The following is a 24964-nucleotide window of genomic DNA, read 5'->3' on the forward strand; positions in this document are numbered from 1 at the left end:
GGCATCGGGTCGGTGTCTTTCGCGTCGGTATCTTTGGGGATCGAGGTCCCGTGGATGGGCTTGAGGCTGATTGCCATGGGCACCGGCTCGACCGTCGGACAGTTTCGAAAAGCCCGCAGAGAATAAACGGACGATCGGACTTGTGAAATCACACGATGGCTCTACTCCCTCCTATGCGGATGGTGAAGGCCGCGGCAACCGCATAAGATGGTCCTCCACGAAATATTTCCGGCGCAGAAGCGCCATGAGACGCACCTTCAGGACATCCATTTCCTGCGCTTTTCCAACGAAATCATCGGCGCCGGCATTCAGGCTGATCATTAATTGCTCTTCGTCGTCCTGGCTGGTCAGTATGACGATCTGGAAGAACAAGCCGCGCTGACGCCGGAACCTGTCGAATCTTTCGCAGAGCTGCGTGCCGCTGGTTCCCGGCATCACCAGATCCAGGATGACGCAGTCCAGCCCGCCGCCGGAGAGCGCCGTCACCGCCTCGTCGGCATTGCGGGCGGCGGTGACGGTGCAGCCTTCCTGCTCCAGCTCGGCGCGCAGGAATTCGCGGTAGGTCGCGCTGTCGTCGACGATCAGGATGCGGGCGCGGCGGAAGATCTCCGGCACCGTCGGCGGCGCGCTGCGCCGCTCCAGCACGGCGCAGGCTTCGTCCACCACCGCCTTGGGATCGGACGGGTCGTGCTCGCCGGCGCCGCGGCCGAGCACCAGAACGGCGGCATCGCTGCGCGCCCGCAGTTCCGCCAGACCGGTCGGGCCGGCAAGCTCGCCCTCGACGATCAGCAGATCCTGGGCAGTGCCGGCGATCTCGGCCAGGGCCGGCTCGATGCCTTCGACGCAGACGGTCTCCAGGCCGCGCTCCTCCAGCAGCAGCTTCAGCAGAAGCCCCTGCGTCTGGGAGCCCATGACAACCAAGGTGCGGAGTCCGTTCATGACGCCATCTTATCGTCGGAGGTCAGTTGCAGCAGCCGTCCGGCCACCCGGTCGAGAGGCAGTTCCTCCACCGCACCGCCCAACCGCACCGCGGTGCCCGGCATGCTGTGGATCACCGCCGTGGAGGCGTGTTCGGCAATGGTGTAGGCCCCAACCTTATGCATGTCCACCAATCCCCGCGCGCCGTCCTCGCCCATGCCGGTCAGCAGCACGCCGATTCCGGACGCGCCATAGGCGCGCGCCATCGACCGGAACAGCTCCTCGCCGGACGGGCGCTGGCCGCAGACCAGCGGGTCGTCGGACAGGCGGATGATGCCGTTCTCCACCCGCATATGCCGGTCGCCGGGCGCGACATAGACGATGCCCGGCCGCGGGACCAGCCCCGCCTCGCCCAGCTTGACCGGCAGGGGGGAAACGGTTCCCAGCCAATTGGCGAAGCCGGCCATGAAGGGGGCGCCCATATGCTGGACCACGAAGACCGGCAGGGGATAGCCCGGCGACAGGTCCTTCAGCACCCGCGCCAGCGCCGCCGGCCCGCCGGTGGAGGCGACCAGCCCGACCGCCCGGAAACGCCGCAGGCGACCGTCGGCCGTCACCGCCGCATCGGGCAGACCGCCATCGGGGGCGTCGTTGGGGGCGCCGTCGGGCGGGGCGGCGCTGTTGGCCGGACGCGGCGGCCGGGCGGTGATGCGGTGGCGGATCACCTTCACCTGGCTCATGATGACCAGCTGGGTGCAGAGATGATGCGCCACCGTCTGGTAATCGGCGCGCGCCACGCTGCCCGGCTTCTCCACCACCGCCAGCGCGCCGGCCTGCAGCGCCCGCATGGGGATATCGAGGTCGCGCACGTCCGACGCTACCACCACGATCGGCAGCGGGTTCTGGCGCATGATGCGGCTGGTCACCTCGAACCCGTCGATGCCCGGCAGGCGGATGTCGAGCGACACCACGTCGGGCACCGCCCGCTCGATCATCCGCAGCGCCTGCTCGCCGCTGGATGCGATGCCTGCCACCTCCAGCCGCGGGTCGGCGCCGATGACGTGGCTGAGCAGCTGCTGGATGACGGGGCTGTCCTCGACCACCAGCACACGGATGCGTCGGGAGCCCGCTTTCTCCGGCCCGCTCACAGCAGCCGCCGGATGCCGGCCAGAAGCTCGTTCTGGTCGAAGCGCGTCTTGACGATGTAGGCGTCGGCGCCCAGCCGCAGGCCGCGTTCGCGGTCCTCGTCGCTGGCGCGCGAGGTGACGAGGATCACCGGGATCTCCGCCAGATGCTTGTCCGCCTTCACCGCCTGCAACAGGGCGAAACCGTCCATGCGCGGCATCTCGACGTCGCTGATGATCAGGCCAACCTCCATCCCTTCCGACAGGCGCTCCAGGGCCTCGCGCCCATCCACGCATAGCGTCACCCGATAACCATGGGCTTCGAGGATGCTCTTTTCCAGCGTGCGGGTGGTGATGCTGTCATCGACAACCAGGATATGCGCGCGGGCAGGGGTGGCTTCCTCCGCAGGGCGGGCCGGGGCGGGCAGGATGCTTCCGGGCAGCGGCATCAGGCCGGGAATGTTCAGCACCAGCGCCGGCCCGCCATCGTCCATCAGCGCGGTGCCGAGATAGCGTCCGGAATCGAGCCCGATCTCATCCGCCGCGGTCACCACCGTCTCGCGCGTGGCGACGAAGCGGTCGACCGCCAGCGCCAGCCGCCGGTCCGCCGCCCGCACCACCGCGAGCGACAGCGACCGTTCGGCGCTCGGCACAACCGGCGCCTCCATGCCCAGCAGCGCCGCCAGCGAGGTGACGGGGATTTCCTCCTCGCCGATGCGGATCATCGGGGTGCCGACGCCGGAGAACAGCGATTCCGCGCTGGTGGTGCGCAGCCGGACCACGTCGGCCGACGGGATCGCCAGGATCTGGTCCTGCACGGCGACGAAAACCAACCGCTGGCTCAACAGGCTCAGCGGCACCTCGATGGTGACGGCGGTGCCGCCCTCCGGCCGGTCGGCGATGGTCAGGTTGCCCTGCAGCCGCTCCACCTCCCGCCGGGCGATGGCCAGCCCCATGCCGCGCCCGGCCAGTTCGGTGGTGCGGGCGGCGGTGGAGAAGCCGGCATGGAACAGGAATTCGGTCAACCGTTCGAGCGGCATCTCCTCGCCCGACGACAGCTCGTCGGCATCGATCAGCCCACGCTCCGCCGCCTTGCGCAGGATCGCGCCGCGGTCCAGCCCGCGCCCGTCATCCTCGATGCGCAGGCGCAGGCGCGAGCCCTCCACCGACGCGGCGATGGTGACGCGCGCCGCCGGCCGCTTGCCCAGCGCCAGCCGCTCAGCCGGCGTCTCGATGCCGTGGCTGATGGCGTTCCGCGCGATGTGCAGGATCGGGTCCTTCAGCCGCTGCAGGACGGCGCGGTCGGCCTCCACCTCCAGCCCGCGGACATCGACCTCGACCTCCTTGCCTTCGGCCCGGCTGATGTCGCGCACCATGCGGCCCAGCCCGCCCAGCTGGTTCTCCGCCGGCAGCATGCGCAGCCGCCGCATGTCCTGCTGGAAGCCGCCGCCCCAGCGCCGCATCGACCACAGCAGCCGGTCATGGCTGCGATGCGCGGAATCCAGCGCCCCGCCCAGCGCGCGGAAGCGCCGCTCGAACGCCATCAGCGCCGGCAGGGCGCCGCGCCCGTCCAGCGCGTCCGCCCCCTCGTCCAACTGGGCGCCGCGCCCGATCTGCACCCGCAGATGGCGCCACGCCCGGTCCAGCGCCCGCCATTCCCGGCGCATCGCCCGCAATTCCTCGCCGAGCCCGGCCTGGGCCTCCACCTCCGGCAGCAGGGCCGACGCGGTCTCCGACAGCCGCTCCAGCCCTTGCGCCGCGATGCGGACCAGCGCCGCGGAGTCGGCATCGACCGCCTCGGCGCGCGGCCGCGGCGCCCGGCGCTCCGCCCGTGCCGGGGGTGCCGGGGTCGCCATGCTTCGGGCGGGCGGCTGGGTGTCGCCGTTCCGGCCGCCGGCCAGCCCGTCGAGATCTGCAAGCACGCCGGCGATCTCCACCTCCTCGCCGCCCTGCAGCGACCAGGCGACCAGATCCTCGATGGCGTCGAGCGCCCGGCGCACCACGGCGATGGCGGCGGCATCCAGCACCGCTTCGCCTTTCTGCACCGCGATGAAGGCGGCCTCCAGCCGGTGGGAGATCGCCTCCACCTCCGGCAGGTCGACGGCGCGGGCGGCGCCCTTCAGGCTGTGGGCGCGCCGGTGGATGTCGACGAGGTCCGGCGCCTCCCCGGTGGCCTCGGCCTCGCGCAGCCCGGCGCGGATCACCGCGAGATGATCCTTGTGCTCAAGCTCGAACGCGGCGAGCAGGCGCTGGCGGATGTCCATCAGGGAACTTCCCGGCTCGTCACTTGTCCCCTCTCCCCCCGGCTTTCGCGCAAACGAAGTTTGCGCTGTCGCGGCAGGCGGACCGAAGGTCCGCTGAGAGCGGGGAGAGGGTTAGGGTGAGGGGGGAGCGAGGCGTGGATCCCCGAAGATCGTATAGTGCCGGCATTTCCAGCGGCATCACGCAACGCATCCCCCTCACCCCGACCCTCTCCCCGGGGGGGAGAGGGGGAGTGGGACGTGGGAGAGAGGGAAGGGCACATCATCCGCGTCACACCCGGTAGTTCCGCACCGCCTCGACCAGTCCCTGGCCGAGGTTGTTCAGGTTCGCGGCGGCGCCTTCCAGCTGGCGGGTGCCGGCGGCGGTCTGGCTGCTGGCCTCGCGGATGTTCTGCAGTGCCTGGATCACCTGCTCCAGGCCGATCTGCTGCTGGTTGGTGCCGGCGACGATCTGCTGGAAGGCCAGCACGCTCTCCTGGATGTTCTCCGCCATGGTGCGGATGGTGGATTGGGTGGCGTCGGTCTGGCGCTTGCCGGCGGCGACGCGCTTCACCGCTTCCTCCGTCAGCATGACCGAGGCGTTGATGCCGTGTTGGATCTCCGACAGGTTGGAGCGGACCTGCGCGGTCGCCTCCTTCGACTGGTCGGCCAGGCTCTTGATCTCGCCCGCCACGATGGAGAAGGTGCGGCCATGCTCGCCGGCCGCCGCCGCCTCGATGGCGGCGTTCAGCGCCAGCAGGTGGCAGCGCTCGGCGATGTCGTTCACCGTCACGATGATCTCGCCGATGGCCTGGGTGCGCTCCGACAGCATGACGATGTTCTCGGCCACCGCCTCGGCCTGTTCACGGATGGCGTCCATCGCCTGGATGGTGTCGTCGACCGCCTTCATGCCGGAATGGCTGGAGGTCGCCACCGTCTGGGCGCCATGGGCGACGTCCTGGGCGCGGCGGTTGATCTGGGCGCCGGATTCGGTGATCTCCGACAGGGTGGCCGTGGTCTGCTCCACCGCCGCCAGCTGTTCGGCGACGCTGGCCGACTGCTGCTGGGTCGAGGCGCGGATCTGCGCGGTGGCGGCGTGGACGCTCTCGGCGGTCTCGCGGGTGGTGCGGGCCATCGACTTCAGCCGGCCGGCCATCTCGTTCAGATGCTGGCCCAGGATGGCCAGCTCGTCCTTGCCGGGGATGGCGACCTCCTGCGTCAGGTCGCCGTGGCCGATCCTGGTGACGAAATCGATGGCGCGGCCGAGCCGGCGGGTGATGGAGCTGCCGATCAGATAGGCCACCCCCACCGCGATCAGGAAGACGATGACCAGCGCGACGATGGACGACTGGATCGCCGAGTTGTAGATCGCCCGGATGTCGCCGCGGCCGGTCTCCGTCAGGTTGTCGATGGCGGTCTGGGCGGCGGCGATGCGCGCCTCCATGTTCTTGCGCAGCTCGTCCACCCGTTGGCGGCGTAGCAGCGCCTCGGGCACCTGGTTGCGCTCCAGCATGGTGTAGATCGTCCGCGCCTCCTCACCCACCATGGCGATGGCGCGGCTCATCTCGTTGACCGCGGTGTCCAGCTCGACCCAGCCCTTGCGGCGGCTGTCGGTCACGCTGTAGGAGGAGCGCTCCGCCACCATCGCGCGCAGCCGGCCCAGCGTGTCGCGCAGCTTCGCCCCGACCTCGTCGTAATGCCGGTGCAGCGGTATCATGATGGCCGGGATGTCCACGACCCTCCCTTCGGCATTGGCGACGGTGACGGCGTTCAGCGCGGTCTCGCGCGTGCTGCGCAGCTCCGCCTGCAGGTTGCCGACGTCGGTCACCAGATTGGCGGCCTCGGTGTCGTAGCTGGACACCGCCATGATGACGGTCAGCGCGTCGGAGAAACGCGCCATCTGGTACAGCGCCAGCAGCGCGGTCAGGACGCAGACCACGCCGAACCCCAGGACCAGCTTGTGCGCGACTTTGATGTTCATTCTCGGACTCCAGCCCCGGACGGCTCAAATGCAGGTGGATCGGTCTTGACGGCAGGCTTCAGGTCTTCACGGCGTCGAGCAGGGCCGCCATGTCGAGGATCGCCATGCGGTCCCCGGCGATTGCCCTGACCAGCGGCCCGGCCTCCGCCGGGGCGGGGGTGCGCGGCGGGACGATGTCGGCGACCCGCTCCACCTCCCTCAGCCGCAGCGCCGCCGGGCGGCCGCCGGTGCGCAGGACCACGGCATAGCCGGGCTGTTCCGCCTCGGTCCCGGCGCCCGGACCGCTCCCGCACAGCCGGTCGACGTCGAACAGCCGCATCACCCGGCCGGCGACGGCGATCACCCCCAGCACGGCGTGCGGCGCTCCCGGCACGCGGGCCAGCCGCGGCATCGGGACGATCTGGCCGAGATGGCGCAGCTCCAGCCCATACAGCGTCTCGGCCCCGCGCGCGACGAGCATGGGGATGCCGGCGCTCTCCCGGTCGAAGGCGGGCGGCGGTTCGGCGAGTTCCTCGGCGCGGCGGTCCAGCAGGGCGTCGGCCCAGGGACCGCGGCCGGCGAAGCTCTGCGCCAGGACGGCATTGCGGTGCGCCAGCCTTTCGTGCACCTCCTGCCAGTCGATGGGGCTGTCTTTAGCCCGTCCTTGGGAAGGATTCCGGTCCATCAGCCCTCCTCGCCGGTTAGCCACAGGTCGAGCATCCCGCGCAGCTCCTGCACGGTCAGTCCGCCGCCCTCCATCACCGCCCCGTCGTCGGCAAGGCTCTCCAGCGCTTCGCGGGCGTTGCGGAAATGGCGCTGCGCCGGGACCAGCCTGCCGCGGCGCCAATAGGCCAGCGCCAGATGATAGTCGGCCAGCACGAAGTGCGGGTCGAGATACAGCGCCCGCTTGAAGGCCGCGACCGGATCGCCGACGCCCAGCTCCTCCTCCACCAGCCCCAGCTGGTAATGGGCGGCGGGGTCCATCCGGTTGGCCTCCACCCGCGCCAGACAGGCTTCCAGCAGGGAGGAGCGCTCGTTGGTCTCCACCTGATCGGGCGGGGTGGGGGCTGCGGGCGGGGTTGCCGCCCCGGATGGCGCCCCGGATGCTGCCCTGGACTGTGCCTTCGCCGCGGGCTTGGCCGCCGCCGTGCGCCGCGGCTTGGCGGCCGGCATCGGCGCCGCTGCGGCCGGGGACGGGCTCGGCGTGGCGGCCGGCGCCGGGGCGGCCCGGTCGCCCTGCTTGCGGTAGAGGGTGGCGCCGGGGACCGAAACCGGGATGAAAAGCTCGTTCATCTGCGGCCCGGCCTCGGCATGGCCGACCACCAGCCATCCGCCGTCGGCCAGCGCGCCGTGCAGGTTTCCCAGCAGCCGGTGCCGCGTCACCTCGTCGAAATAGATCATGACGTTGCGGCAGAGGATGATGTCGAAATGCCCGATGCCGTGGGGATAGGACGGGATGGCTCCTTCCACCAGATTGAACGGCATGAAGCTGGTCCATTGCCGGTATTTCGGCTTCACCGACCACAGCTTGTCCCGGCGGTCGAAGCAGGCCTCCAGCGTCTCCGGCGACAGGCCGCGCACCGCCCAGTCGCCATAGGTGCCGCGGCGGGCCTGCTCCAGGAAGGCGCCGTTGATGTCGGTGCCGACGATGTGGACCTGCCAGCCTTCCAACTGGTCGGCGAAATGCTGCTTCAGCAGGATTTCCATCGTGTAGGCTTCCGGCCCGATGGAACAGCCCGCACTCCAGATCCGCAGCAGCCGCGTCGTCTGGTTGCGGCGGATGCATTCCGGAATGGCGACGGCGCGCAGCGCGTCGAACTGCTCGATGTAGCGGAAGAAGAAGGTCTCCCCCACCGCCAGCTCGTTGATCAGCCCCTGATACTCCGGCCCGCCCGGTCCCTGCGCCTCCAGCGCCGCCAGATAGCCGGCGACCGTCGTGACCCGGCCGAAGGGCAGGCGGCGGTTGATCCGCTCGGCGAAGGCGGACTCCTTGTCGGCGTAATAGGCGAGCCCGGTGGCGTCGATCACCATCGCCTTCAGGCGCGGGAAATGCGGGTCGCGGCGGATCGCCTCGATGGCGGCCGCGGCGGCGGCGGGATTGGCCGGTGTCATGCCGCACCGTCCCAACGGGCCAGCCGCCGTTCCTCCGCCGCGCGGAAGGCGTCGAGCAGGCGGCCCTCCGCCTCGCTCAGCAGCCGGTCGGGGTCGAGCAGCGTCACGGTGCCGGCACGGCCGGTCACCCGGTCCGGGAAGGCGCCGGCCGCACAGCCGTTGAAGGACAGCGACGGGTCGGAGGCCACGCGATCCTCCGCCGGCAGCGCCACGTCGCCATGGACCTGATCGACCAGCAGGGCGGTCGGACGCCCCTGCCAGGTGATCAGGATCAGCGGCGCGTAAAGCCCGCTCTCCCCGCCGCCGCCGCCCTCCGCCAGGTCCAGCAGAACGCCCAGGCGCAGGACCGGCACGATTTCCCCATGATAACGGAACACCCCCTCGACGGGCTGGGGCGCGGTCGGCAGACGGTCGAGCCGCGGCAACGGCAGAAAGCGCCGCACGGCTTCCACCGGCAGCGCCAGCGCTTGGCCGGCAACCGAGAAAACGACGCAACGGAAGGGCGATGGCGCGGAAGGGCCATGGGAGGTGCCTGGGGAGGTGCTTTGCGTGGGGCTTTGCGTGGGGTGCGGTGACATCCGTCCGTCGATGGTCTGGAATCCGACCGGGACCATGCCCGATCGCGATTGGAATGCGAATTACGCCAAAGGTTTACGTCGGACGGCCTATGCCCTGCCCGCCGAAATCGGGACCTTTGCCGGATTGCTTTGCCGGTCTACTGTCTTCGGCCATGCCCGGAAACTGGCAACGACCAGCCAGACCAACGACAAAGGGAGAGACGAGACGATGCCCGGCCGCCATTTCGAGGATTTCTGCATCGGCGACGTGATCGAATCGGAAGGGGCGACCCTCACCGACAGCCAGATCATGGATTTCGCCCTGCGCTTCGACCCGCAGCCCTTCCATATGGATGCGGTCGCTGCGGCCGACGGGCCATTCCAGGGGCTGATCGCCAGCGGCTTCCACACCCTGTCGCTGACCTTCCGCCTGATCCGCGACACCGGCATCATCACCGGCACCAGCCTGGGCGGCTCCGGCATGGACGAGCTGCGCTGGCTGCGCCCGGTGCGCCCCGGCGACACCATCCGCGCCCGGGTGGAGGTGGTGGAGACGATCCCGTCGCGCCGCGGCGACCGCGGAACCGTGCGGCTGGCCTACACCACGCTGAACCAGCGGGGCGAGCCGGTGATGACCTGCATCATGAACCACATCGTCGCCGGCCGGACGGTCGCCGTCTGACCACTCTGTCCGACGGCCGTCGCCACCTGTCAAAAACCCACCCTCGCGCTCTGTCATGACAATTTTGTTAACCAGAGCTGCGCCGATTTCCGCGGCCGGTCCATTGCCAGTTCGCGGGTGCGAGACTATCTGACCGCTCCGCACAGTCCACGCTGGCAAGATGTTGGAAGCAAAGGCAGTTCGTAACGCTGACGATTAATTTTCCTTCATCTCCGCGAGACTGACGGAAGAAAAGACGGGGCTCCCGCGTCCATTGCGCAGGAGACTGGAGAATAAGGGTCTGGCCACCCCGGTCGGGTGGCCGCAAGAGGTTAGGGAAAGGGTTGGTCACCATGCTTTGCAACTTCGTCGCCGTCGCTTCGATTGGCGTCCTCCTGCTGTCGGGCATCGGCTTCGGCGTCACCAAGCCGCCCAAGCAGGACCGCGAACAGCGTGTCGATGTGCCGCGCCGCTCGCTGGGCGAGAACATCATGGGCTGATGCCCGCCCCCTCCGCCTCGGGCGGAGGGGAAAGACGGGAAGGGGGGAAGCGCCGCATCACCAGTTCAGCGGCGCCGGCCCCCCGATCCTGGCCTTCCTTCCCTGAAGGGGAGCGAAGGACCAAAACAAACTCAAATCTCGATCAGCGCATAAGGACGGCCGGTTTCCTTCGGGATGGTCTGGGCCACATTGTACACCGGCGTGCCGCGCAGCGTCGTTCCCGAATAGGTCCCGTGATGGGCATGGCCGTGGGCGATGGCGCGGACGTTGTCGAAGCGGTCGATGGTCTCGGCCAGCCGCGAAGATCCCAGGAACGGGAAGATCTCCGTCGGCTCCCCCTCCACCGTCGCGGCGATGGGGGCATAATGCAGCACCACGAACAACCGGTCGGTGTCCAGCTGGCGCAGTGCGCTTTCCAGCCGCATCGCCTCGTTCACCGCCTCGTGGACGAACTGCTTGATCGCCGGTTCGCCGAAGCTGTCCAGCATCCGGTTACCGAACCCGCCTCCGAAGCCCTTCACCCCGGCGAAGCCCACCCCGCCGATCTCCTGCGGGGCGCCGTCGAGGAAACGGACGCCGGCCTGGGTCAGGATATGCTGGATCTCCTCCAGATGGCCGCATTCGTAGTCATGGTTGCCGAAGACCGCGACGATCGGGATGCCGATGGCGCGCAGGGCGTCGGCCAGGATTTCCGCCTCGCGCGGCTTGCCGTGGTTGGTCAGGTCGCCGCACAGCGCCAACACGTCGGCCTTGCCGGCGATCTCCTGGAACAGCTCGCGATAGGGGTATTGGGTGGTCTCCCCGACATGGATGTCGCCGATGGCGGCGACGGTCAGCCTGCGCTCATCCATTCTTCGTCTCCCTTGGGATCTCCTTCGTGCCCTCCTCCCCGACGACGTCGGCGAAGCCCCATTGGGTGACGTCGATCAGGTAATCCTCGCGCGAGAACAGCCGGCCCCGGCAGATGCGGGTCTGGGCGACCGGCAGCTTGGCGCGGTCCTGCATCCGTTCCAGCAGTTCCCCCAACAGCCAGTCGGGCACGCAATCGCGTTCGGTCGGGTAGATGAACCGGAAGTTCAGGAGGTGGATCAGCAGCACCTCCCAATATTGCTCCATATGGGCGAGCAGCCTTTTCCAGTCGACCTTGTCGTGCTGCTTCAGGATCAGGTGCGCCACGTCCGGCCCGTCGTATTTGTGGCGCATCTGGACGAAGGACTTGGAGAAGATCATCTCGGTCGGCGCCACCAGCCGCACGTCGGCGCCGCAGATCACCGCGCGATGTTCCTCCTTGAACCAGCGGTCGTTGACCGGGTTGATGGCGACCGCCGAATTGAAGATGACGTCGAAGAACAGGTCGCCATGCTTGACCTTGCCGATCCAGCGTTCGTCTTCGATCTCCGTCCCGAAGCCATGGTCCTGGAAGTGACCCAGGATGCGCGGGAAGTCGCCGCCGCAGCAGAAGACGTCGATGTCCTTGGTCGGCCGGTTGATCCCGGTATAGGCGCTGACCGCATAGGTCCCGCCCAAGAGGAACGGTATTCCCGATTGGGTCAGCAGCTTGAGGCTTTCGGTATAGAAGGCTTCGGCCTCCGCGGAGACGGTGGCGCTGCCCTCACGGAGTTCGCTCATGAACCACTCCCCCAATGCACCGGCCTTACGCGCCGGCATGGCATGTTGCCCCGATACAACAGGGCAGGGGGGCAAGCGTTGCGGGGTGCGCGCGCTCTGTCTCCTGGATCGTCTTGCTGCCGCTTCCCTGTTGTGACTGCCGGTTCGGCGCGATCCGCTCTCAATTCAGCATTATTCCGCGATGCCGCCCGGCAGCCAACCGGTCATCGGGCGGGATATTCTGGTGGCGAGCTATATCCACCAACTCGGACCGAGCAATGGTACGGGCAAATGCGGCCGAGCTTCGCTTGGGCCATGGCTTTACACGAGACCTGGATGGCAGCACCTTTCAATGTTTAGGCGCTTGCCGAAAAATACCTTCATTGAAATCACAAAGATTCGGGGGGAACATCTCAATGACAGCGTCTCGCTACCAGTACCCTTTAAGCTCTAAGCTTGAGGATGCCAATCCACGGAAAATTCTGTCCGTCCTCCTGCCGATCGATAAGACGCCCTTGGTCGTCGGTCATGACAGTCTTCCTGCCGACACTGCTGAGCACGTTTCCGCCAATGGTGATCAGCGTATCGGCGCGTTTTTCCACGACGATGTCGCCATGCGACGGGTACCAGCCATCTGCAGCAAACGCGGTGGCCGCCTTGGCGAAATCGTAGGTCTTTGCTGTGTCTCGCCCATAGTGCAGGATATCACCCACTTCGGGCACTGCGTCGGATTGGGGTAAAGCCTCGTACAGCGCATAGTGGTCGAGTGCGTTTACAAAGTGCTGAAAATAAAGACAATGTGCCGCCGCGCCAGGAAACCGTGCTCCGGCCCCCGCCTGATCCAAAACGAACGAGACGAAAGCCGCCGACCAGAATTGATTTGTGTCTTTACCCGTGAAAGGCCGGCCGATGACCTTCCAGTATTCACCGACCCGCTTGAATTGCGGATCATCCGTTTCTTTTGCTGCGCCGTTGTCAAAGAAGGCATACTCCTTCCAGCAAATCCTAACGATGGCGTCTCGAAGCTCGCTGCCAACCGGAAGCCCACCGGGCGATGAGCCGTCTCCCTCGAACGCGGCCGACACACCGTTGAACCTCAAGCTGTACGTGTCGGGCAGCGTTCCTCCCGGGGGAAAGCCGTGGTAGTGGACGTCCCTTTCGGCGTCGTCGCCGTAAACGGCAACAGCATTTTCCACCACATACCGCCCCCAAGAAGCCATAGCCACTGCGCTCGATATATGGGGGTTCAAGAAATGCGTGGCTCCTTTGATCATGCTTGCTACACCCGAGGCGCGGCCAGCGACGTGTGTTCGCACGATTTCCATGACTGTCGGTTGAGCAGGGTCAAGACCAACCCATGTTCCGGGGCCGTTAACGGCGGAGAATTGCTTCGGTTGGTCAATGACCGCTTCTATTGAGTCAGGGTAGTTCTTATGTGCGACGCGGTTGATGACCGTATCCACAACGGCCGCCAATCCCCCCGCCAGCTGTGCCTTGCCATATTTGCCGAAATGGCCGACTTCGCTCTGCGCCACGCGTGCAAGGGCATCAAGGGCGCGATCACTCACTTCAATCATGCGTCCCGCGATTAAAGGCGCAGGAATCGGTGATGCGAACGACACTGTCGATTGCGGCGAGGAAACCGTGCAGGTAACTTGATACGTCTTCCCACCCGGCTCGAGGATCTTTGAAAAAACGCCGTTGCTATTCCCGCAGATAACTCTGAGGCTCTCGGCTGTATCAGGTTTGACGTTTCTGAGTGTCCAGGAGTTTGTCATCTTACCCTCACAGCAAATTAAGTTGTTTGGCAACGGCTGCATTCGCCGCGGAATTTCGCTCGTTCGAGATTGCCTCTAGTGCTCTGAAAGACGGATCGGAAATATTTCCATTGATCGTGGCCCCATTTTTTTCGGCAGAAGCAAGGTATTTTGCTACGTTAGATTTATTTTTAATGTATTTGAACAAAGCGTCATGAACTGTTTGATCATCCGGGAGGAGGATATCAAAAAGCAATGCTCCAGCACCTTTTGATTGTTCGCCTTTCTGAATTTCGGCCTGGGATGCCTGTTCGGCTATACCCCCGATGGCGGCGGCCAGAGTGCCGGCTTGCCAGTAACGCCGCAGGTCGCTGAGGGCAGCTTCGATCGGATACTTGGTGTGATCGGCCCGGAGATTGTTATAAATTTCCGTACGGACTGCGGACCGACCGGCGCGCATTTGTGCCATAAAGGCTTGAATCGTACTTTCAGCAAGAACCTCTTTGTCATAGGAAGTATGTACTGCAGAAATTCCGCCGCCGATCAAAGAATAGACCCGTGAGGCGGTGCCGGTTGTATAGCCACCGAGCAATCCGGCTGCCAGGCTGCCGAACGAAAGCGCGAATCCTGTTTTGCGAGATTCTGCCAAAACGGCATTTTCATATGCGCCGTAAAGAGCGTCTATTTCTGCCAGTCGTGAGAAGACGATGTAGTCTCGTGACTCTTTTGTGGGTGAATCTAATGCCTTTTCAATATAGGCTTCGCTCAGTCGCTTTTCGAACACCACGGCGTCAAGAAGAGGACGTTGTTCCCCTCCCTTGTTTGATAGGTATTTTTCTTCTGGAGCCCCGGTCAATGTGCTCTGACACCCGGCCAAAGCAACAGTCGATATCGCTATGTAGGCCCATATATGGTTGATCATAGGTCCATTCCCCATGGCTATTCTCCGCCGTCAGCGACGTAGCGACAGATAACGCTGCGCCGCAGTCGGTTCAGGGCGGAGGAGATGGACGAGAGTATCTATTGAAAGTGGATGCTTTTTTGATACTGATGGCACCTATCCTGGATGTGAGCGTGCATGCTTATAGGGGGAAATGCAAGCCTTACCTGTGTAGCGCCGCTGGGAGTCTTGAGTGATGGTGCAAACACCCTATGACACTCCAATGTGGTGTGTTCTGGAATATGTCGGGTAGTCCGAAAGGTCCAACTCATCTCATAGGTGAGTGATGTCGGACAGAAATCCTATTAGTTGAAAACGATAAAAAGATATCTCCGTGAGGGAGGTGCTGCAACAGCAAAAACTGGTGGCGACTACTTTCTGCAGTCACCGTCGTTCCTGACCTGTTCAACGCCTCTAAACTGTTTCTTGCCTTACTTGGTGGCCGATACCGTTGCCGTCGCTTTATGGACCGGTCGCGCCGTCATACGTCGGCTGTTCGATATGCTCGAATTTGTGCTGCGGAAGTATTCCGGCGAGCTTGCGCCGGCCTCGGTCGCCGGATGGAACATCATCCGATACTCTGTTCCCTGATGTTCCATCCCCCTGCGAAATGACCACCCTTCCCGGTCAGACCCCGAAGTTCGGCTTCCCGGTCAGGATGTTGGAGGTCACATGCCGGATGTCGCGCAGGCCGCACATCGCCATGGTGACGTCCATCTCCTTGCGGATGATCTCCAGGCACTGGGACACGCCGGCCTCGCCGCCGGCCCCCAGGCCGTAGAGGAAGGCGCGGCCGATGAAGGTGCCCTTGGCGCCCAGCGCCAATGCCTTCACCACGTCCTGGCCGGAGCGGATGCCGCCGTCCATCAGCACCTCGATCCGGTCGCCCACCGCCTCGACGATGGCCGGCAGCGCTGCGATGGAGGAGATGGCGCCGTCCAGCTGCCGGCCGCCATGGTTGGAAACGATCAGCGCGTCGGCCCCGGTGTCGGCCGCCATCACCGCGTCTTCCGCGTCGAGGATGCCCTTCAGGATCAGCTTGCCGCCCCAGCGGTCGCGGATGCGGCGCACGTCGTCCCAGTTCAGCGTCGGGTCGAACTGCTCCGCCGTCCAGGACGACAGCGACGACAGGTTGCTGACACCGGTGGCGTGCCCGACGATGTTGCGGAAGGTGCGGCGGTGGGTGCGCAGCATGTTGATCGACCAGCGCGGCTTGGTCGCCATGTCCAGGATGTTGCCGACGGTCAGCTTCGGCGGGGTGGACAGGCCGTTCTTGATGTCCTTGTGGCGCTGGCCGAGGATCTGCAGGTCCAGCGTCAGCACCAGCGCCGAACAGCCGGCGGCCTTGGCGCGGTCGATCAGCTTGTCGATGAAGGCGCGGTCGCGCATGACGTACAGCTGGAACCAGAAGGGCTTGTCGGTATTCTCCGCCACGTCCTCGATGGAACAGATGCTCATGGTCGACAGCGTGAAGGGAACGCCGGCCTTGGATGCTGCGCGGGCGGCCAGGATCTCGCCGTCGGCATGCTGCATGCCGGTCAGGCCGGTCGGGGCCAGCGCCACCGGCATCGCCACCGGCAGGCCGACCATGCTGCTGGCCAGCGTCCGGTTGGTCATGTCCACCGCCACGCGCTGGCGCAGCTTGATCCGGCCGAAGTCCGATTCGTTGGCGCGGTAGGTCTGCTCCGTGTAGGAGCCGGAATCCGCATAATCGTAGAACATCCGCGGCACGCGCCATTCCGCCAGTTGCCGCAGATCCTCGATGCAGGTGACGGGCCGGTCGGTGAACAGGTTCGCCCAGCGCGACGGCGGCCGCGACGAGGGCATGCGAACGGAGGTCATGGGGCGTGTCTCAACGGTTGCGCGTGAAACGAAGGGGGTAGGATTTGGCCACCCCCATCGCGCACCGTCAAGCACGCCCTCGCCCGGTCGCTGCCGATACCGGCCCCGCGCCGGTCAGCGCGCCGGCTTGGCCTTGCGCTTCGGCTTGGCGGGTTTGGGCGGCGTCATCATGGATTTCAGCGCCGCCGACCGGTTGCGCCTGGCCGCCGACATGGCGGCGGCGGTCCACATGCCGGTGGCACGGTTGGCCCAGGACAACCAGGCACTCATGAAGGGATTCCTGGCCATGGCAGGACGGCTCCGGGACGGTTGGGATGCCGACTCAACAGCGGCTTCGGGGTGGATGTTGCACTGCACATCATTGCGTCGACCGCACGCCCAAATTTTCGGCAAAGTCGCCGCATTCTTGGGCAATCGCATGATCTTGGAGCGGCCAGCTTGCAGTCTAGAAGCCCTTCTCCCCTTGCGGGAGAAGGGTTGGGATGAGGGGGCAGCCGGCTGCAAGGCCGGCGGAAATCATAAGTTCGCTACCCCTCACCCCAACCCCTCTCCCGCAAGGGGAGAGGGGCCTGTTTTTGCTGGCATATGCGTTGCTTATCCGGTGAAGGGTGCAGCGCAGGGGGAACAGGCGGGATGGTCACGCAGCAGGAAACCAAGGACGGCGGGGCGGGCACCGCGGCCGCGCGGTTCCTGCGCGCCGCCAAGCTGTGCCGCATCCGCGATGTCGAACAGCTTCTGGCCGTCAGCGCCCTGGTCCGCGACATGAGCGGGCTGATCCACGCGCTGCAGAAGGAACGCGGCGCCTCCTCCATCTATCTCGGCTCCAGCGGAAAGCGCTTCGCCGAGGATCGCGCCCGCTGGCAGGCCGACGCCAAGGCGCTGGAGGCGGTCCTGCGCGACCGGCTCGACCATGTCGACGAGCAGCTCGGCCGCCTCGGTTCGGGTGCGCAGTTCTACAACCGCGTCGCCATCGCCCTGCATGCGCTGGACGGGCTGCCGGCGCTGCGGGAGCAGGTGGCGTCGCTGGCACTGGTGCCCCAGGACGCCGTGAAGTCCTTCACCGACATCGTCGGCCATCTGCTGGCCGTGGTGTTCGAGGCGGCGGACATCGCCGCCGATCCGGCGATCTCCCGCGCGCTGGTGGCGCTGTTCAACATCGTGCAGGGCAAGGAATTCGCCGGGCAGGAGCGGGCGACGGCCAGCGCCGGCTTCTCGCGCGGGCGGTTCGACGGGGCGGAGCATGGCCGGCTCGCCCGGTTGATCGATGCGCAGAACCGCGCCTTCCGCATCGTCGCGGAGTTCGCCGATCCCGCCCACACCGCCGCTTTCCGCGCCGCCCTGTCGGACCCGGCGGTGGCGGAGGTGGAACGGATGCGGGCGGTGGCGCTCGGCGACGGCGCCCGCCATGGCGAACTGGCGGGCATCACGCCGGAATCCTGGTTCGAACAGGCCACGCGGCGGATGGATCTGCTGAAGACGGTGGAAGACCGGCTGACCGAGGATCTGCGCCTGCTGTGCGAGACGAAGCTGGCGCAGGCGCGTGCCGATCTGGAGCAGGCCGACCTGCGCGGACATGATGCGGTGATGCCGGTGGCGATGGTGCTGGTCGACGCCGATCCAGCCCTGCCCGGACAGGACGGCACCGGACTCTACGCGCCGGACGGGCTGCGGCCGAAGCTGATGCGCTCGGTGCTCGATGTCGTGCAGGCGCAGTCGCAGCGTCTGCGCGACGTCAGCCTGGAGCTGGAGACCGCCAAGGCGGCGCTGAACGAGCGCAAGGTGATCGACCGCGCCAAGGGCCTGCTGATGTCCACCCGCAACCTGTCGGAGGAGGAGGCCTACAAGCTGATCCGCAAGACGGCGATGAACCAGAACAAGCGCATCATCGAGGTCGCCGAGGCGATCCTCAGCATGTCCGACATCCTGCGCGGCGTGACGGCCGGCGGAGGGGTGGCGGGCGGCTGAGGCTGCCTCGCCTCACTGCATCGTGCGCACCGGCGAGAAGGGCAGGCCGGCCTGATCCAGTGCCCGGTCGATGACCTCCTCCGACTTCTGGTCGAACAGCTGCAGAAGCAGGTCGTCGACCATCCAGTCGTTGGTGGGGGTGCAGGCGGTGAACAGCTCGCTGATGACCTCCGACTGGAAATCCTCGCGCCGGCTCTCCTCGCCCTCATACTCCATCCGCTTGGCGACGCCGACCGCGACCTGGAAGGGATGGGTCAGGCCGGGGGCGACGGCCGCCTTCTTCATCAGCGCCGCCATGCCCAGCTCGCCATCGTCCCAGGCCAGCCGGCGGGCATTCTCCGCCGGGATGCCGGCGCGCAGCGCCATGCCGGAGACGAACAGCGACAGGTCGCCGGCGCACAGCGCCTGGAACAGCAACACCGGCGTCAGGCGGCGGTTGGTGTGCAGCCACTGGATCACCGCGTCGATGTCCTCCGCCCCGCGCAGCACCGGGCGCAGCAGCCGCATGGTCGCCGCCTCCCGCCCGCGCTCCACCAGCCGTTCGACCAGCTCGCGCGACAGTCCGTGCGCCTGCATCAGCGTGGTGCGCATGCTGTCCGACACGAAGGCAACGACACGCTCCACCATCGCCAGCGACAGGCCGGGGCGGGTCGCCGCCGCCTCGCTGACCATGCGGACGCGGCCGAAGCGGTCGAGCGCGCGGTGCATCGCGCTGTCCGGCAGCTCGGCCCCGTCGTTGCGCAACAGGGCGGTGACGGCGACGACGTTGCCGCGCTCCGCGATGGCTCCCGATACGCGGGCCGAGACCTTGGACCGGCTGGCCACCGCCACATGCTTGCCGGAATCCGGATCGGACAGCACGTCCAGCAGCAGGTCGTCGGTCAGTCCCGCCGCGTCGCGCAGGATCGGGAATGCCACCCGGCCGACATCGCGGACCAGCCGCTCGGCCAGTTCCCCGGTCAGCAGGGGGCTGTTGCGCAGTTGCCAGGCCACCGCCTCGCGCACCGCGACCTGGGCGTCCCCGGCGAAGCAGTGCACCACCTCGATCGCCAGCGACCGTTCCGCCGGGCTGAGCGCGCCGGCCTCCAGGTCGTGGAACAGCTTGTTCATCGTCTCGATCCGCGTCTCCGCGGTGGGCGAGGTCAGCAGCCGCTCCACGTCCCGTGACGACAGGGCGTTCGGGTTGGGCGCGTCTGGTTGGGGGGCGACATGTGGCATCGGGGCACCCGGCTGCGGCATCGGTCGAAAACCCATCAATCGAAATCGAGGCAGGAATAACGGACCATGTCGCCCCACAGCCGGTCGAGCCGGCGGAGCGTGCGGTAGCTGGCCTTCAGGTCGCGGGCCTCGGTCTCGTTGCGCACCAGCGCCTCGGCCTGAGCCTGCTCCATTCGCCGCAGTCCTTCCCACAGCTCCCGCCCCTTGTCGGTCAGCTGGAGCCGCGCGGTGCGGCGGTCGCGCTGGTTGGCGGCGCGGTTGATGTAGCCGGCATCGACCAGGATCTTCAGGCTGTAGGACGCGTTGGAGCCCAGGTAATAGCCTCGCTCCATCAGGTCGCGGACCGACAGTTCGTCCTCGCCGATCAGCATCACCATCAGCGCCTGGACCGGGCCGATGTCCTCGATGCCCTGCTTGGACAGACCGACGCGCACGACGTCGAGATAACGCCGGTGCATCCGCTCGATCAGGCGCGCCATGCCGTGGAAGTCGGCGAGGTCGAGGTCCTCGCCGGGCTTCCGGGCGGTATCGCCGCCCGGCTTTCCGTCCGGTCCCGGTTCGGGCGCGTCGTCATCGTCCCAGTTCAGGTTGCTCATCGCGTCCATGATCCCGGCTCTGCCATTGCCGCCATCCTTCTCGCTTCTGCCTTACTCCGCCGCGGCGGCGAGGCCGCGGAAACCATGCGGGTGCGCGCTGCGCCAGGCCCAGGCGCCGGCGATGATGCTGTCCAGGTCGGGGAAGCGCGGCTGCCAGCCGAGATCGCGGCGGATCCGCTCCGACGAGGCGATCAGTACCGGCAGGTCGCCGGGGCGCCGCGGGCCGATCTTCACCGGCACACTCCGTCCGGTGATGCGCTCCACCGACGAGATCACCTCGCGCACGCTGTAGCCGGTGCCGTTGCCGAGGTTGTAGCGGACCGACCGTTCCTCCAGCGCGTCCAGCACCCGCAGATGGGCGTCGGCCAGATCGCAGACATGGATGTAGTCGCGGATGCAGGTGCCGTCGTGCGTGTCGTAATCGTCGCCGAAGATCTCGATGTGCGGACGCTTGCCGGTGGCGGCATCCATCACCAGCGGGATCAGGTGCGTCTCCGGGCTGTGGTCCTCGCCCAGCTTGCCGTTGGGATGCGCCCCGGCGGCATTGAAGTAGCGCAGGCAGGCGGAGCGCAGGCCATGGCAGCGGTCAGCCCAATGCAGGGCGCGCTCGATCATGAACTTCGATTCGCCATAGGGGCTGCCGGGATCGATCGCCTCGTCCTCGTCGATGGGGATCCGCTTGGGCGAGCCGAACAGGTTGGCGGTGGAGGAGAAGACCAGCTTCATCACCCCCGCCTTCACCGCGGCGCGGATCAGGTTCAGCGAGGTGACGGTGTTGCCATGCAGGTAGGCGTGCGGGTCGCGCATCGATTCGCCGACCACCGACAATGCTGCGAAATGGAACACTGCATCGAAGCGCCACTCCGCGAAGACGCGGGCCAACGCCGCCTCGTCGGCGAGGTCGGCCTGGACGAAGGCGGCCTCGGGCGGAACGGCGGCGACATGACCCTGACGCAGATTGTCGAACACCACGACGCGATGGCCATGGTCGAGAAGCTCCGCCACGCAATGGCTGCCGACATAGCCGGCGCCGCCTGTGACGAGGATGGTCTTCGGGGTCGTCATGGATCGGGTTTCCTTAAACCGGTTTTCGGGCCGCAACCGATTGCGGGCGGCCTGCATGGTGGAAGGAAAAGGGGGGCGGGGCAGAGGTCGGGTGGGGGAGGCCGGCGCCCTGCGCAATTCATCGCGACGCAGCATGCACGAGAACCGAGCGCTCTGACCAGATGGCTGGAACATGCACCCAAAACGGCCTAAGACCTTAGGTGAAGCGCAGCAATTTCTAGGCAAATCAATGGTTTGGCGACGGTTCGCTATCCCTTTTGCGTAGACTTGAAAGGGGTAGGGGCCGAAACTTGTCACACGTCTCTAAAATGTCCCCGGTGTAAAGCTTGAGCGTGCCAGATCCGCCGACGCTTCCCCCCGCGTCCGGATCCGCCATCAATAGGCGACCGTTCCCTTCCGGGCCGGTCGCACCCGGCGCCCCCCCGGCCGGCTTCCTGTCCAGCGCATCATCCGCCGGCAGCTTTTTGCGTTTTCCCTCCCCCGAGTTCCAGCGCCGCCTTGATCGGCCAATCCTCCACCAGGAAGGATCGAAGATGAGTTCCGTGGATCGGCCCCTGCTGACCCAAGCCTACCGGAAGATCGGGCATGGCCTGCTGCTGGCCGGCATCCTCAGCCTGTTCGTGAATGTCCTGATGCTGGTGGTTCCGCTCTTCACCATGCAGGTCTACGACCGCGTGATGAGCAGCCGCAGCCTGGAAACGCTGACGATGCTGGCGATCATCGCGGTGGGGGCGCTGGCGCTGTACGGCGTGCTGGACTTCATCCGCGCCCGCGCCTTCCTGGTGACGAGCGCCGTGATCGCCCACCGCTTCAACGTGCCGGCGCTGGAGGCGTCCATCGTCGATGCGCTGTCCGGCGGGCCGCGCAATGCGGCGCAGACCATGCGCGACCTGAACGACCTGCGCGCCTTCATGACCAGCAGCGCCGTCACCGCGCCCTTGGAACTGATCTGGGCGCCGATCTTCCTGCTGATCCTGTTCCTGCTTCACCCGGTCTACGGCTTCCTCGCCATCGGCGCTGCATTGGTCCTGCTGGCGATGGGGGTGCTGACCGACGCGCTGACCCGGCGGCCGATGGCGGAAGCGAACGAGGCATCGGCCCGCGTCTTCGCCGACATCGCCGGCACCGTCCGCCATGCCGAAGCCATCGAGGCGATGGGCATGCTGCCGGCGCTGGCGCGGCGATGGCAGGCGGCGCAGAGCGGATCGGCCGGCATGATCGACCGCGGCGCCACCATGTCGCGCGGGCTGGCTGCGGCGTCGCGCTCGCTGCGGCTGATGCTGCAGGTGGGCGTGATCGCCGCCGGCGCCACGCTGGTGATCGACAATCTGGCGACCCCCGGCAGCATGATGGCGGCCGGCCTGATCACCGGGCGGCTGCTGCATCCCTTCGAACAGCTGGTCGACGGCTGGCGCCAGTGGGTCAGGGCGCTGGAGGCGCATCGCCGCATCCGCGACCTGCTGAACAACGGCGCTTCCGCCCGCTCCACCATGCCGCTGCCGGCGCCGCAGGGGACGCTGGCGGTCGACCGCGTCAGCCATGTGCCGGCCGGCCTGAACCGCCCGGTGCTGCGCAACGTCTCCTTCTCCGCCGAGGCGGGGGAGGTGCTGGGCATCATCGGCCCGTCCGGCGCCGGCAAATCGACGCTGGCCCGCCTGCTCGTCGGCGTCTGGCAACCGACCGCAGGCGGCATCTATCTGGACGGCACCAGCACCTATCTGTGGGAGCGCGAGAGCTTCGGCAGATATGTCGGCTATGTGCCGCAGTCGGTGGCGCTGCTCGACGGCACCATCGGCGAGAACATCGCCCGCATGGCCAGCGCCGATCCGGCGGAGATCGTCCGCGCCGCCCGGCTGGCCGGGGTGCATGAGATGATCGGGCGCCTGCCCTTCGGCTATGACACGCCGGTGGGCGAGAGCGCCTTTTCCCTGTCCGGCGGCCAGCGGCAGCGCATCGCGCTGGCCCGCGCCCTGTTCGGCCGGCCGCGGCTGCTGGTGCTGGACGAGCCCAATTCCAACCTCGACCATGAGGGCGAGCAGGCCCTGCTGAACGCCGTTCACAAGGTGAAGTCCGAGGGCACCACCGTGGTGATGATCGCCCACCGCCCCTCCATCGTCGCGGTCGCCGACAAGCTGGTGGTGATGAAGGAGGGCGTCGTCGAGCATTTCGGCGCCCGCGCCGACGTCCTGAAACTGGTGCAGCCGGGCGGGGTCCCCGCCGGTGTGACCCGCCTCGTCCGCAGCGGAGAGCAACGATGACCAGCGAAACGACAGCTTTGACGACCCCGACGGTCTGGACGGCGACCATCGACGTCGATCCGGCCGAACCGTCGCTGCGCAACACAGCGTTGGCCGGGGCATTGGCCGTGCTGGTCGGTTTCGGCGGCTTCCTGACCTGGGGCTTCACCGCCAGCCTGGACAGCGCGGCACTCGCCGCCGGCACCGTGATGGTGGAGAGCCACCGCAAGACCGTCTCCCACCTGGAAGGCGGCATCCTGCGCGACCTGCTGGTCAAGGACGGCGACCTCGTGCAGGCGGGCCAGGTGCTATTGCGGATGGATTCGACGCAGAGCCAGGCGGTGGTGTCGCAGCTGCAGGGCCAATATTGGACGGCGCTGGCCCGGCTCGGCCGGCTGCGGGCGGAGCAGTCTGACGGCCCGAAGCCGCTGTTCAGCGAGGATCTGGTCAAGGCGGCGCGCGACAACCCGGTGGCGGCCGAGGCGATGTCGGTCGAAGAGCGGCTGTTCCGCTCCCGGCTGGACAGCCACGAGGCGCAGATGGGCATCCAGCGCCGCCAGATCTCGCAGCTTCGGGACGAGATCGCGGCGCTGGAATCGCAGCGCGTCGCCACCGCCGACCGGCTGCGCTACACCCGGGACGAGTTGCAGGTGGTGCAGGGACTGCTGGCGAAGGGCTATGAGCGCAAGCCGCGCATGTTGGAGCTTCAGCGCAACGTCGCCGATTCCGAAGGGCGGCTGGGTGAACTGATGGCGAACAAATCCAAGGCCGAACAGGCCATTGCCGCCGCCGAACTGACCATGATCAACCTCGGCAACACCCGCCGGTCAGAGGTGGCGGTCGATCTGCAGACGGCCCAGGCCAGCGTTTCCGACCTGTCGGAACGGCTGCGCAGTGCCGACGACATCCTGTTGCGCCAGGCGGTCACCGCGCCGCAGGCGGGGCGGGTGACGGGCCTGCGCTTCTTCACGCCCGGCGGCGTCATTCCGGCCGGCGCCGGCATTCTCGACATCGTGCCGCAGGACGACGCCATGATCGTGGAGGCCCGCGTCTCCCCCCACGACGTGCAGAATGTGGAGGTCGGCAGCAAGGCGATGGTGAAGCTGACCGGCTATCGCCAGCGTTCGGTGCCGCCGGTGGCGGGGCAGGTGGTGTCCCTGTCGGCCGACCAGCTGGAAGACGAGCGCACCGGCGCCTTCTATTTCGCTGCCCGGATCAGGATGGATGCGGCGGAATTGAAGGCGCTGCCGGACGTTGAACTGCATCCCGGCATGCCGGCGGAGGTCATGATCCAGGGCCATGCCCGCCGCGCCATCGACTATTTCCTGACGCCGCTGACGGATGGGATGCAGCGGGCCTTCCGGGAGAAATAGACGGCACGCCCGTCCCCCGGCCCTCCCCCGCTGGGCCGGCGCGGGCTGGGGCCGCCGGCAAGGGTGTCCATCCCCCGCAAGCGGTCCCGTGAAAGGGCCGGCGTCCCCCGCGCCGGCCCTTTTGCAATTCCGGCTCGGTTCCGTGATGGTTTTACTATGCCGGACTCCGCCGTTACTTGCATACTTGAGTATTGCGTGGAGGCCTCTTCCGAGTGAAAGGGCATCTCGCCCTTGCCGAATCGAACCGGCGGCTGGCCAGGGAATTCATCGGCGCACCGGCCCCGTGGCATT

At 66.9% G+C, this 24964-nt stretch carries 21 protein-coding genes; 5 read left to right on the top strand and 16 right to left on the bottom strand.

Annotated features, from left to right (window positions below):
* Positions 1-171: 171 nt before the first annotated feature.
* The 7 genes from AZOLI_RS19875 to AZOLI_RS30465 all read right to left on the bottom strand — a co-directional run bounded on the left by AZOLI_RS19875 (position 172) and on the right by AZOLI_RS30465 (position 8797).
* The gene (locus AZOLI_RS19875; RefSeq protein ID WP_014188924.1) at positions 172-939 is read right to left on the bottom strand and encodes a response regulator transcription factor; all 768 of its coding nucleotides are present in this window, start codon (positions 937-939) and stop codon (positions 172-174) included.
* Positions 936-2027, bottom strand: coding sequence for a chemotaxis protein CheB (locus AZOLI_RS19880; RefSeq protein WP_014188925.1), 1092 nt, complete (start codon positions 2025-2027; stop codon positions 936-938). Before AZOLI_RS19880 ends, AZOLI_RS19875 begins: the two co-directional genes overlap by 4 nt.
* A 35-nt stretch (positions 2028-2062) precedes the next feature.
* Positions 2063-4306, bottom strand: a complete 2244-nt coding sequence (locus AZOLI_RS19885; RefSeq protein WP_014188926.1) for a hybrid sensor histidine kinase/response regulator — start codon at positions 4304-4306, stop codon at positions 2063-2065.
* Positions 4307-4574: 268 nt separating this feature from the next.
* Positions 4575-6263 carry a methyl-accepting chemotaxis protein gene (locus tag AZOLI_RS19890; RefSeq protein WP_014188928.1) on the bottom strand — a complete coding sequence of 563 codons (1689 nt, stop codon included), beginning with the start codon at positions 6261-6263 and terminating at the stop codon, positions 4575-4577.
* Between the two features lie 58 nt (positions 6264-6321).
* Complete coding sequence (locus tag AZOLI_RS19895) at positions 6322-6927, bottom strand: chemotaxis protein CheW (protein ID WP_014188929.1); 606 nt, start codon at positions 6925-6927, stop codon at positions 6322-6324.
* On the bottom strand, positions 6927-8354 hold the full coding sequence (locus tag AZOLI_RS19900) for a CheR family methyltransferase (RefSeq protein ID WP_014188930.1): 1428 nt from the start codon (positions 8352-8354) through the stop codon (positions 6927-6929). The genes AZOLI_RS19895 and AZOLI_RS19900 overlap by 1 nt, the downstream gene beginning before the upstream one ends.
* Entirely contained in the window at positions 8351-8797 is a 447-nt protein-coding gene (locus AZOLI_RS30465; protein WP_244442613.1) for a chemotaxis protein CheW, read from the bottom strand. Before AZOLI_RS30465 ends, AZOLI_RS19900 begins: the two co-directional genes overlap by 4 nt.
* A gap of 343 nt (positions 8798-9140) precedes the next feature.
* Here AZOLI_RS30465 and AZOLI_RS19910 point away from each other — a divergent pair, with 343 nt between their 5' ends.
* Positions 9141-9593, top strand: coding sequence for a MaoC family dehydratase (locus AZOLI_RS19910; RefSeq protein WP_014188932.1), 453 nt, complete (start codon positions 9141-9143; stop codon positions 9591-9593).
* A gap of 332 nt (positions 9594-9925) precedes the next feature.
* Positions 9926-10072, top strand: a complete 147-nt coding sequence (locus tag AZOLI_RS32650) for a hypothetical protein (RefSeq protein ID WP_014188933.1) — start codon at positions 9926-9928, stop codon at positions 10070-10072.
* Positions 10073-10203: 131 nt separating this feature from the next.
* Here AZOLI_RS32650 and AZOLI_RS19915 read toward each other — a convergent pair whose 3' ends face one another.
* The 6 genes from AZOLI_RS19915 to AZOLI_RS32655 form a co-directional block, all read right to left on the bottom strand.
* Entirely contained in the window at positions 10204-10923 is a 720-nt protein-coding gene (locus tag AZOLI_RS19915) for a metallophosphoesterase family protein (protein WP_014188934.1), read from the bottom strand.
* Complete coding sequence (locus AZOLI_RS19920) at positions 10916-11701, bottom strand: nucleotidyltransferase (RefSeq protein ID WP_014188935.1); 786 nt, start codon at positions 11699-11701, stop codon at positions 10916-10918. Before AZOLI_RS19920 ends, AZOLI_RS19915 begins: the two co-directional genes overlap by 8 nt.
* A gap of 422 nt (positions 11702-12123) precedes the next feature.
* On the bottom strand, positions 12124-13458 hold the full coding sequence (locus AZOLI_RS31480; protein WP_162488331.1) for a DUF2272 domain-containing protein: 1335 nt from the start codon (positions 13456-13458) through the stop codon (positions 12124-12126).
* Between the two features lie 7 nt (positions 13459-13465).
* Positions 13466-14359 (bottom strand): hypothetical protein, encoded by an 894-nt coding sequence (locus AZOLI_RS31485; RefSeq protein WP_162488332.1) that lies wholly within the window; start codon positions 14357-14359, stop codon positions 13466-13468.
* 645 nt (positions 14360-15004) lie between these two features.
* Positions 15005-16204 (bottom strand): alpha-hydroxy acid oxidase, encoded by a 1200-nt coding sequence (locus AZOLI_RS19930; RefSeq protein WP_044552551.1) that lies wholly within the window; start codon positions 16202-16204, stop codon positions 15005-15007.
* Positions 16205-16333: 129 nt separating this feature from the next.
* Positions 16334-16489 (bottom strand): hypothetical protein, encoded by a 156-nt coding sequence (locus AZOLI_RS32655; protein WP_162488333.1) that lies wholly within the window; start codon positions 16487-16489, stop codon positions 16334-16336.
* A 363-nt stretch (positions 16490-16852) separates the two neighbouring features.
* Between AZOLI_RS32655 and AZOLI_RS19935 the strand changes: the two genes are divergently transcribed.
* Positions 16853-18184, top strand: coding sequence for a nitrate regulatory protein (locus AZOLI_RS19935; protein ID WP_014188940.1), 1332 nt, complete (start codon positions 16853-16855; stop codon positions 18182-18184).
* Between the two features lie 12 nt (positions 18185-18196).
* On the opposite strand, the gene AZOLI_RS19940 is transcribed toward AZOLI_RS19935, so the two are convergent.
* From AZOLI_RS19940 to galE, 3 genes are read right to left on the bottom strand one after another with little or no spacing between them, the layout of a single operon-like run.
* A complete protein-coding gene (locus AZOLI_RS19940; protein WP_044552553.1) occupies positions 18197-19402 on the bottom strand; it encodes a DUF2336 domain-containing protein in 1206 nt (401 codons plus the stop codon).
* Between the two features lie 35 nt (positions 19403-19437).
* Positions 19438-19998 carry a winged helix DNA-binding protein gene (locus AZOLI_RS19945; RefSeq protein ID WP_244442614.1) on the bottom strand — a complete coding sequence of 187 codons (561 nt, stop codon included), beginning with the start codon at positions 19996-19998 and terminating at the stop codon, positions 19438-19440.
* A 51-nt stretch (positions 19999-20049) separates the two neighbouring features.
* Positions 20050-21063 carry a UDP-glucose 4-epimerase GalE gene (gene galE, locus AZOLI_RS19950; RefSeq protein WP_014188943.1) on the bottom strand — a complete coding sequence of 338 codons (1014 nt, stop codon included), beginning with the start codon at positions 21061-21063 and terminating at the stop codon, positions 20050-20052.
* Between the two features lie 533 nt (positions 21064-21596).
* Here galE and AZOLI_RS19955 point away from each other — a divergent pair.
* Together AZOLI_RS19955 and AZOLI_RS19960 are read left to right on the top strand one after the other, a co-directional pair.
* Complete coding sequence (locus tag AZOLI_RS19955; RefSeq protein ID WP_014188944.1) at positions 21597-23321, top strand: type I secretion system permease/ATPase; 1725 nt, start codon at positions 21597-21599, stop codon at positions 23319-23321.
* Positions 23318-24673, top strand: a complete 1356-nt coding sequence (locus AZOLI_RS19960) for an HlyD family type I secretion periplasmic adaptor subunit (RefSeq protein WP_014188945.1) — start codon at positions 23318-23320, stop codon at positions 24671-24673. Before AZOLI_RS19955 ends, AZOLI_RS19960 begins: the two co-directional genes overlap by 4 nt.
* Positions 24674-24964 lie beyond the last annotated feature (291 nt).

The sequence above is a fragment of the Azospirillum lipoferum 4B genome (genome assembly GCF_000283655.1).
GTDB lineage: Bacteria > Pseudomonadota > Alphaproteobacteria > Azospirillales > Azospirillaceae > Azospirillum > Azospirillum lipoferum_C.

What these genes read in the sequence shown, in the direction of transcription:
- AZOLI_RS19875 (WP_014188924.1), bottom strand. Translation starts at nt 939, where the DNA reads ATGAACGGACTCCGCACCTTGGTTGTCATGGGCTCCCAGACGCAGGGG.
- AZOLI_RS19885 (WP_014188926.1), bottom strand. Translation starts at nt 4,306, where the DNA reads ATGGACATCCGCCAGCGCCTGCTCGCCGCGTTCGAGCTTGAGCACAAG.
- AZOLI_RS19890 (WP_014188928.1), bottom strand. Translation starts at nt 6,263, where the DNA reads ATGAACATCAAAGTCGCGCACAAGCTGGTCCTGGGGTTCGGCGTGGTC.
- AZOLI_RS19895 (WP_014188929.1), bottom strand. Translation starts at nt 6,927, where the DNA reads ATGGACCGGAATCCTTCCCAAGGACGGGCTAAAGACAGCCCCATCGAC.
- AZOLI_RS19900 (WP_014188930.1), bottom strand. Translation starts at nt 8,354, where the DNA reads ATGACACCGGCCAATCCCGCCGCCGCCGCGGCCGCCATCGAGGCGATC.
- AZOLI_RS19910 (WP_014188932.1), top strand. Translation starts at nt 9,141, where the DNA reads ATGCCCGGCCGCCATTTCGAGGATTTCTGCATCGGCGACGTGATCGAA.
- AZOLI_RS32650 (WP_014188933.1), top strand. Translation starts at nt 9,926, where the DNA reads ATGCTTTGCAACTTCGTCGCCGTCGCTTCGATTGGCGTCCTCCTGCTG.
- AZOLI_RS19915 (WP_014188934.1), bottom strand. Translation starts at nt 10,923, where the DNA reads ATGGATGAGCGCAGGCTGACCGTCGCCGCCATCGGCGACATCCATGTC.
- AZOLI_RS19920 (WP_014188935.1), bottom strand. Translation starts at nt 11,701, where the DNA reads ATGAGCGAACTCCGTGAGGGCAGCGCCACCGTCTCCGCGGAGGCCGAA.
- AZOLI_RS31480 (WP_162488331.1), bottom strand. Translation starts at nt 13,458, where the DNA reads ATGACAAACTCCTGGACACTCAGAAACGTCAAACCTGATACAGCCGAG.
- AZOLI_RS31485 (WP_162488332.1), bottom strand. Translation starts at nt 14,359, where the DNA reads ATGATCAACCATATATGGGCCTACATAGCGATATCGACTGTTGCTTTG.
- AZOLI_RS19930 (WP_044552551.1), bottom strand. Translation starts at nt 16,204, where the DNA reads ATGCCCTCGTCGCGGCCGCCGTCGCGCTGGGCGAACCTGTTCACCGAC.
- AZOLI_RS32655 (WP_162488333.1), bottom strand. Translation starts at nt 16,489, where the DNA reads ATGAGTGCCTGGTTGTCCTGGGCCAACCGTGCCACCGGCATGTGGACC.
- AZOLI_RS19935 (WP_014188940.1), top strand. Translation starts at nt 16,853, where the DNA reads ATGGTCACGCAGCAGGAAACCAAGGACGGCGGGGCGGGCACCGCGGCC.
- AZOLI_RS19940 (WP_044552553.1), bottom strand. Translation starts at nt 19,402, where the DNA reads ATGCCACATGTCGCCCCCCAACCAGACGCGCCCAACCCGAACGCCCTG.
- AZOLI_RS19945 (WP_244442614.1), bottom strand. Translation starts at nt 19,998, where the DNA reads ATGAGCAACCTGAACTGGGACGATGACGACGCGCCCGAACCGGGACCG.
- galE (WP_014188943.1), bottom strand. Translation starts at nt 21,063, where the DNA reads ATGACGACCCCGAAGACCATCCTCGTCACAGGCGGCGCCGGCTATGTC.
- AZOLI_RS19955 (WP_014188944.1), top strand. Translation starts at nt 21,597, where the DNA reads ATGAGTTCCGTGGATCGGCCCCTGCTGACCCAAGCCTACCGGAAGATC.
- AZOLI_RS19960 (WP_014188945.1), top strand. Translation starts at nt 23,318, where the DNA reads ATGACCAGCGAAACGACAGCTTTGACGACCCCGACGGTCTGGACGGCG.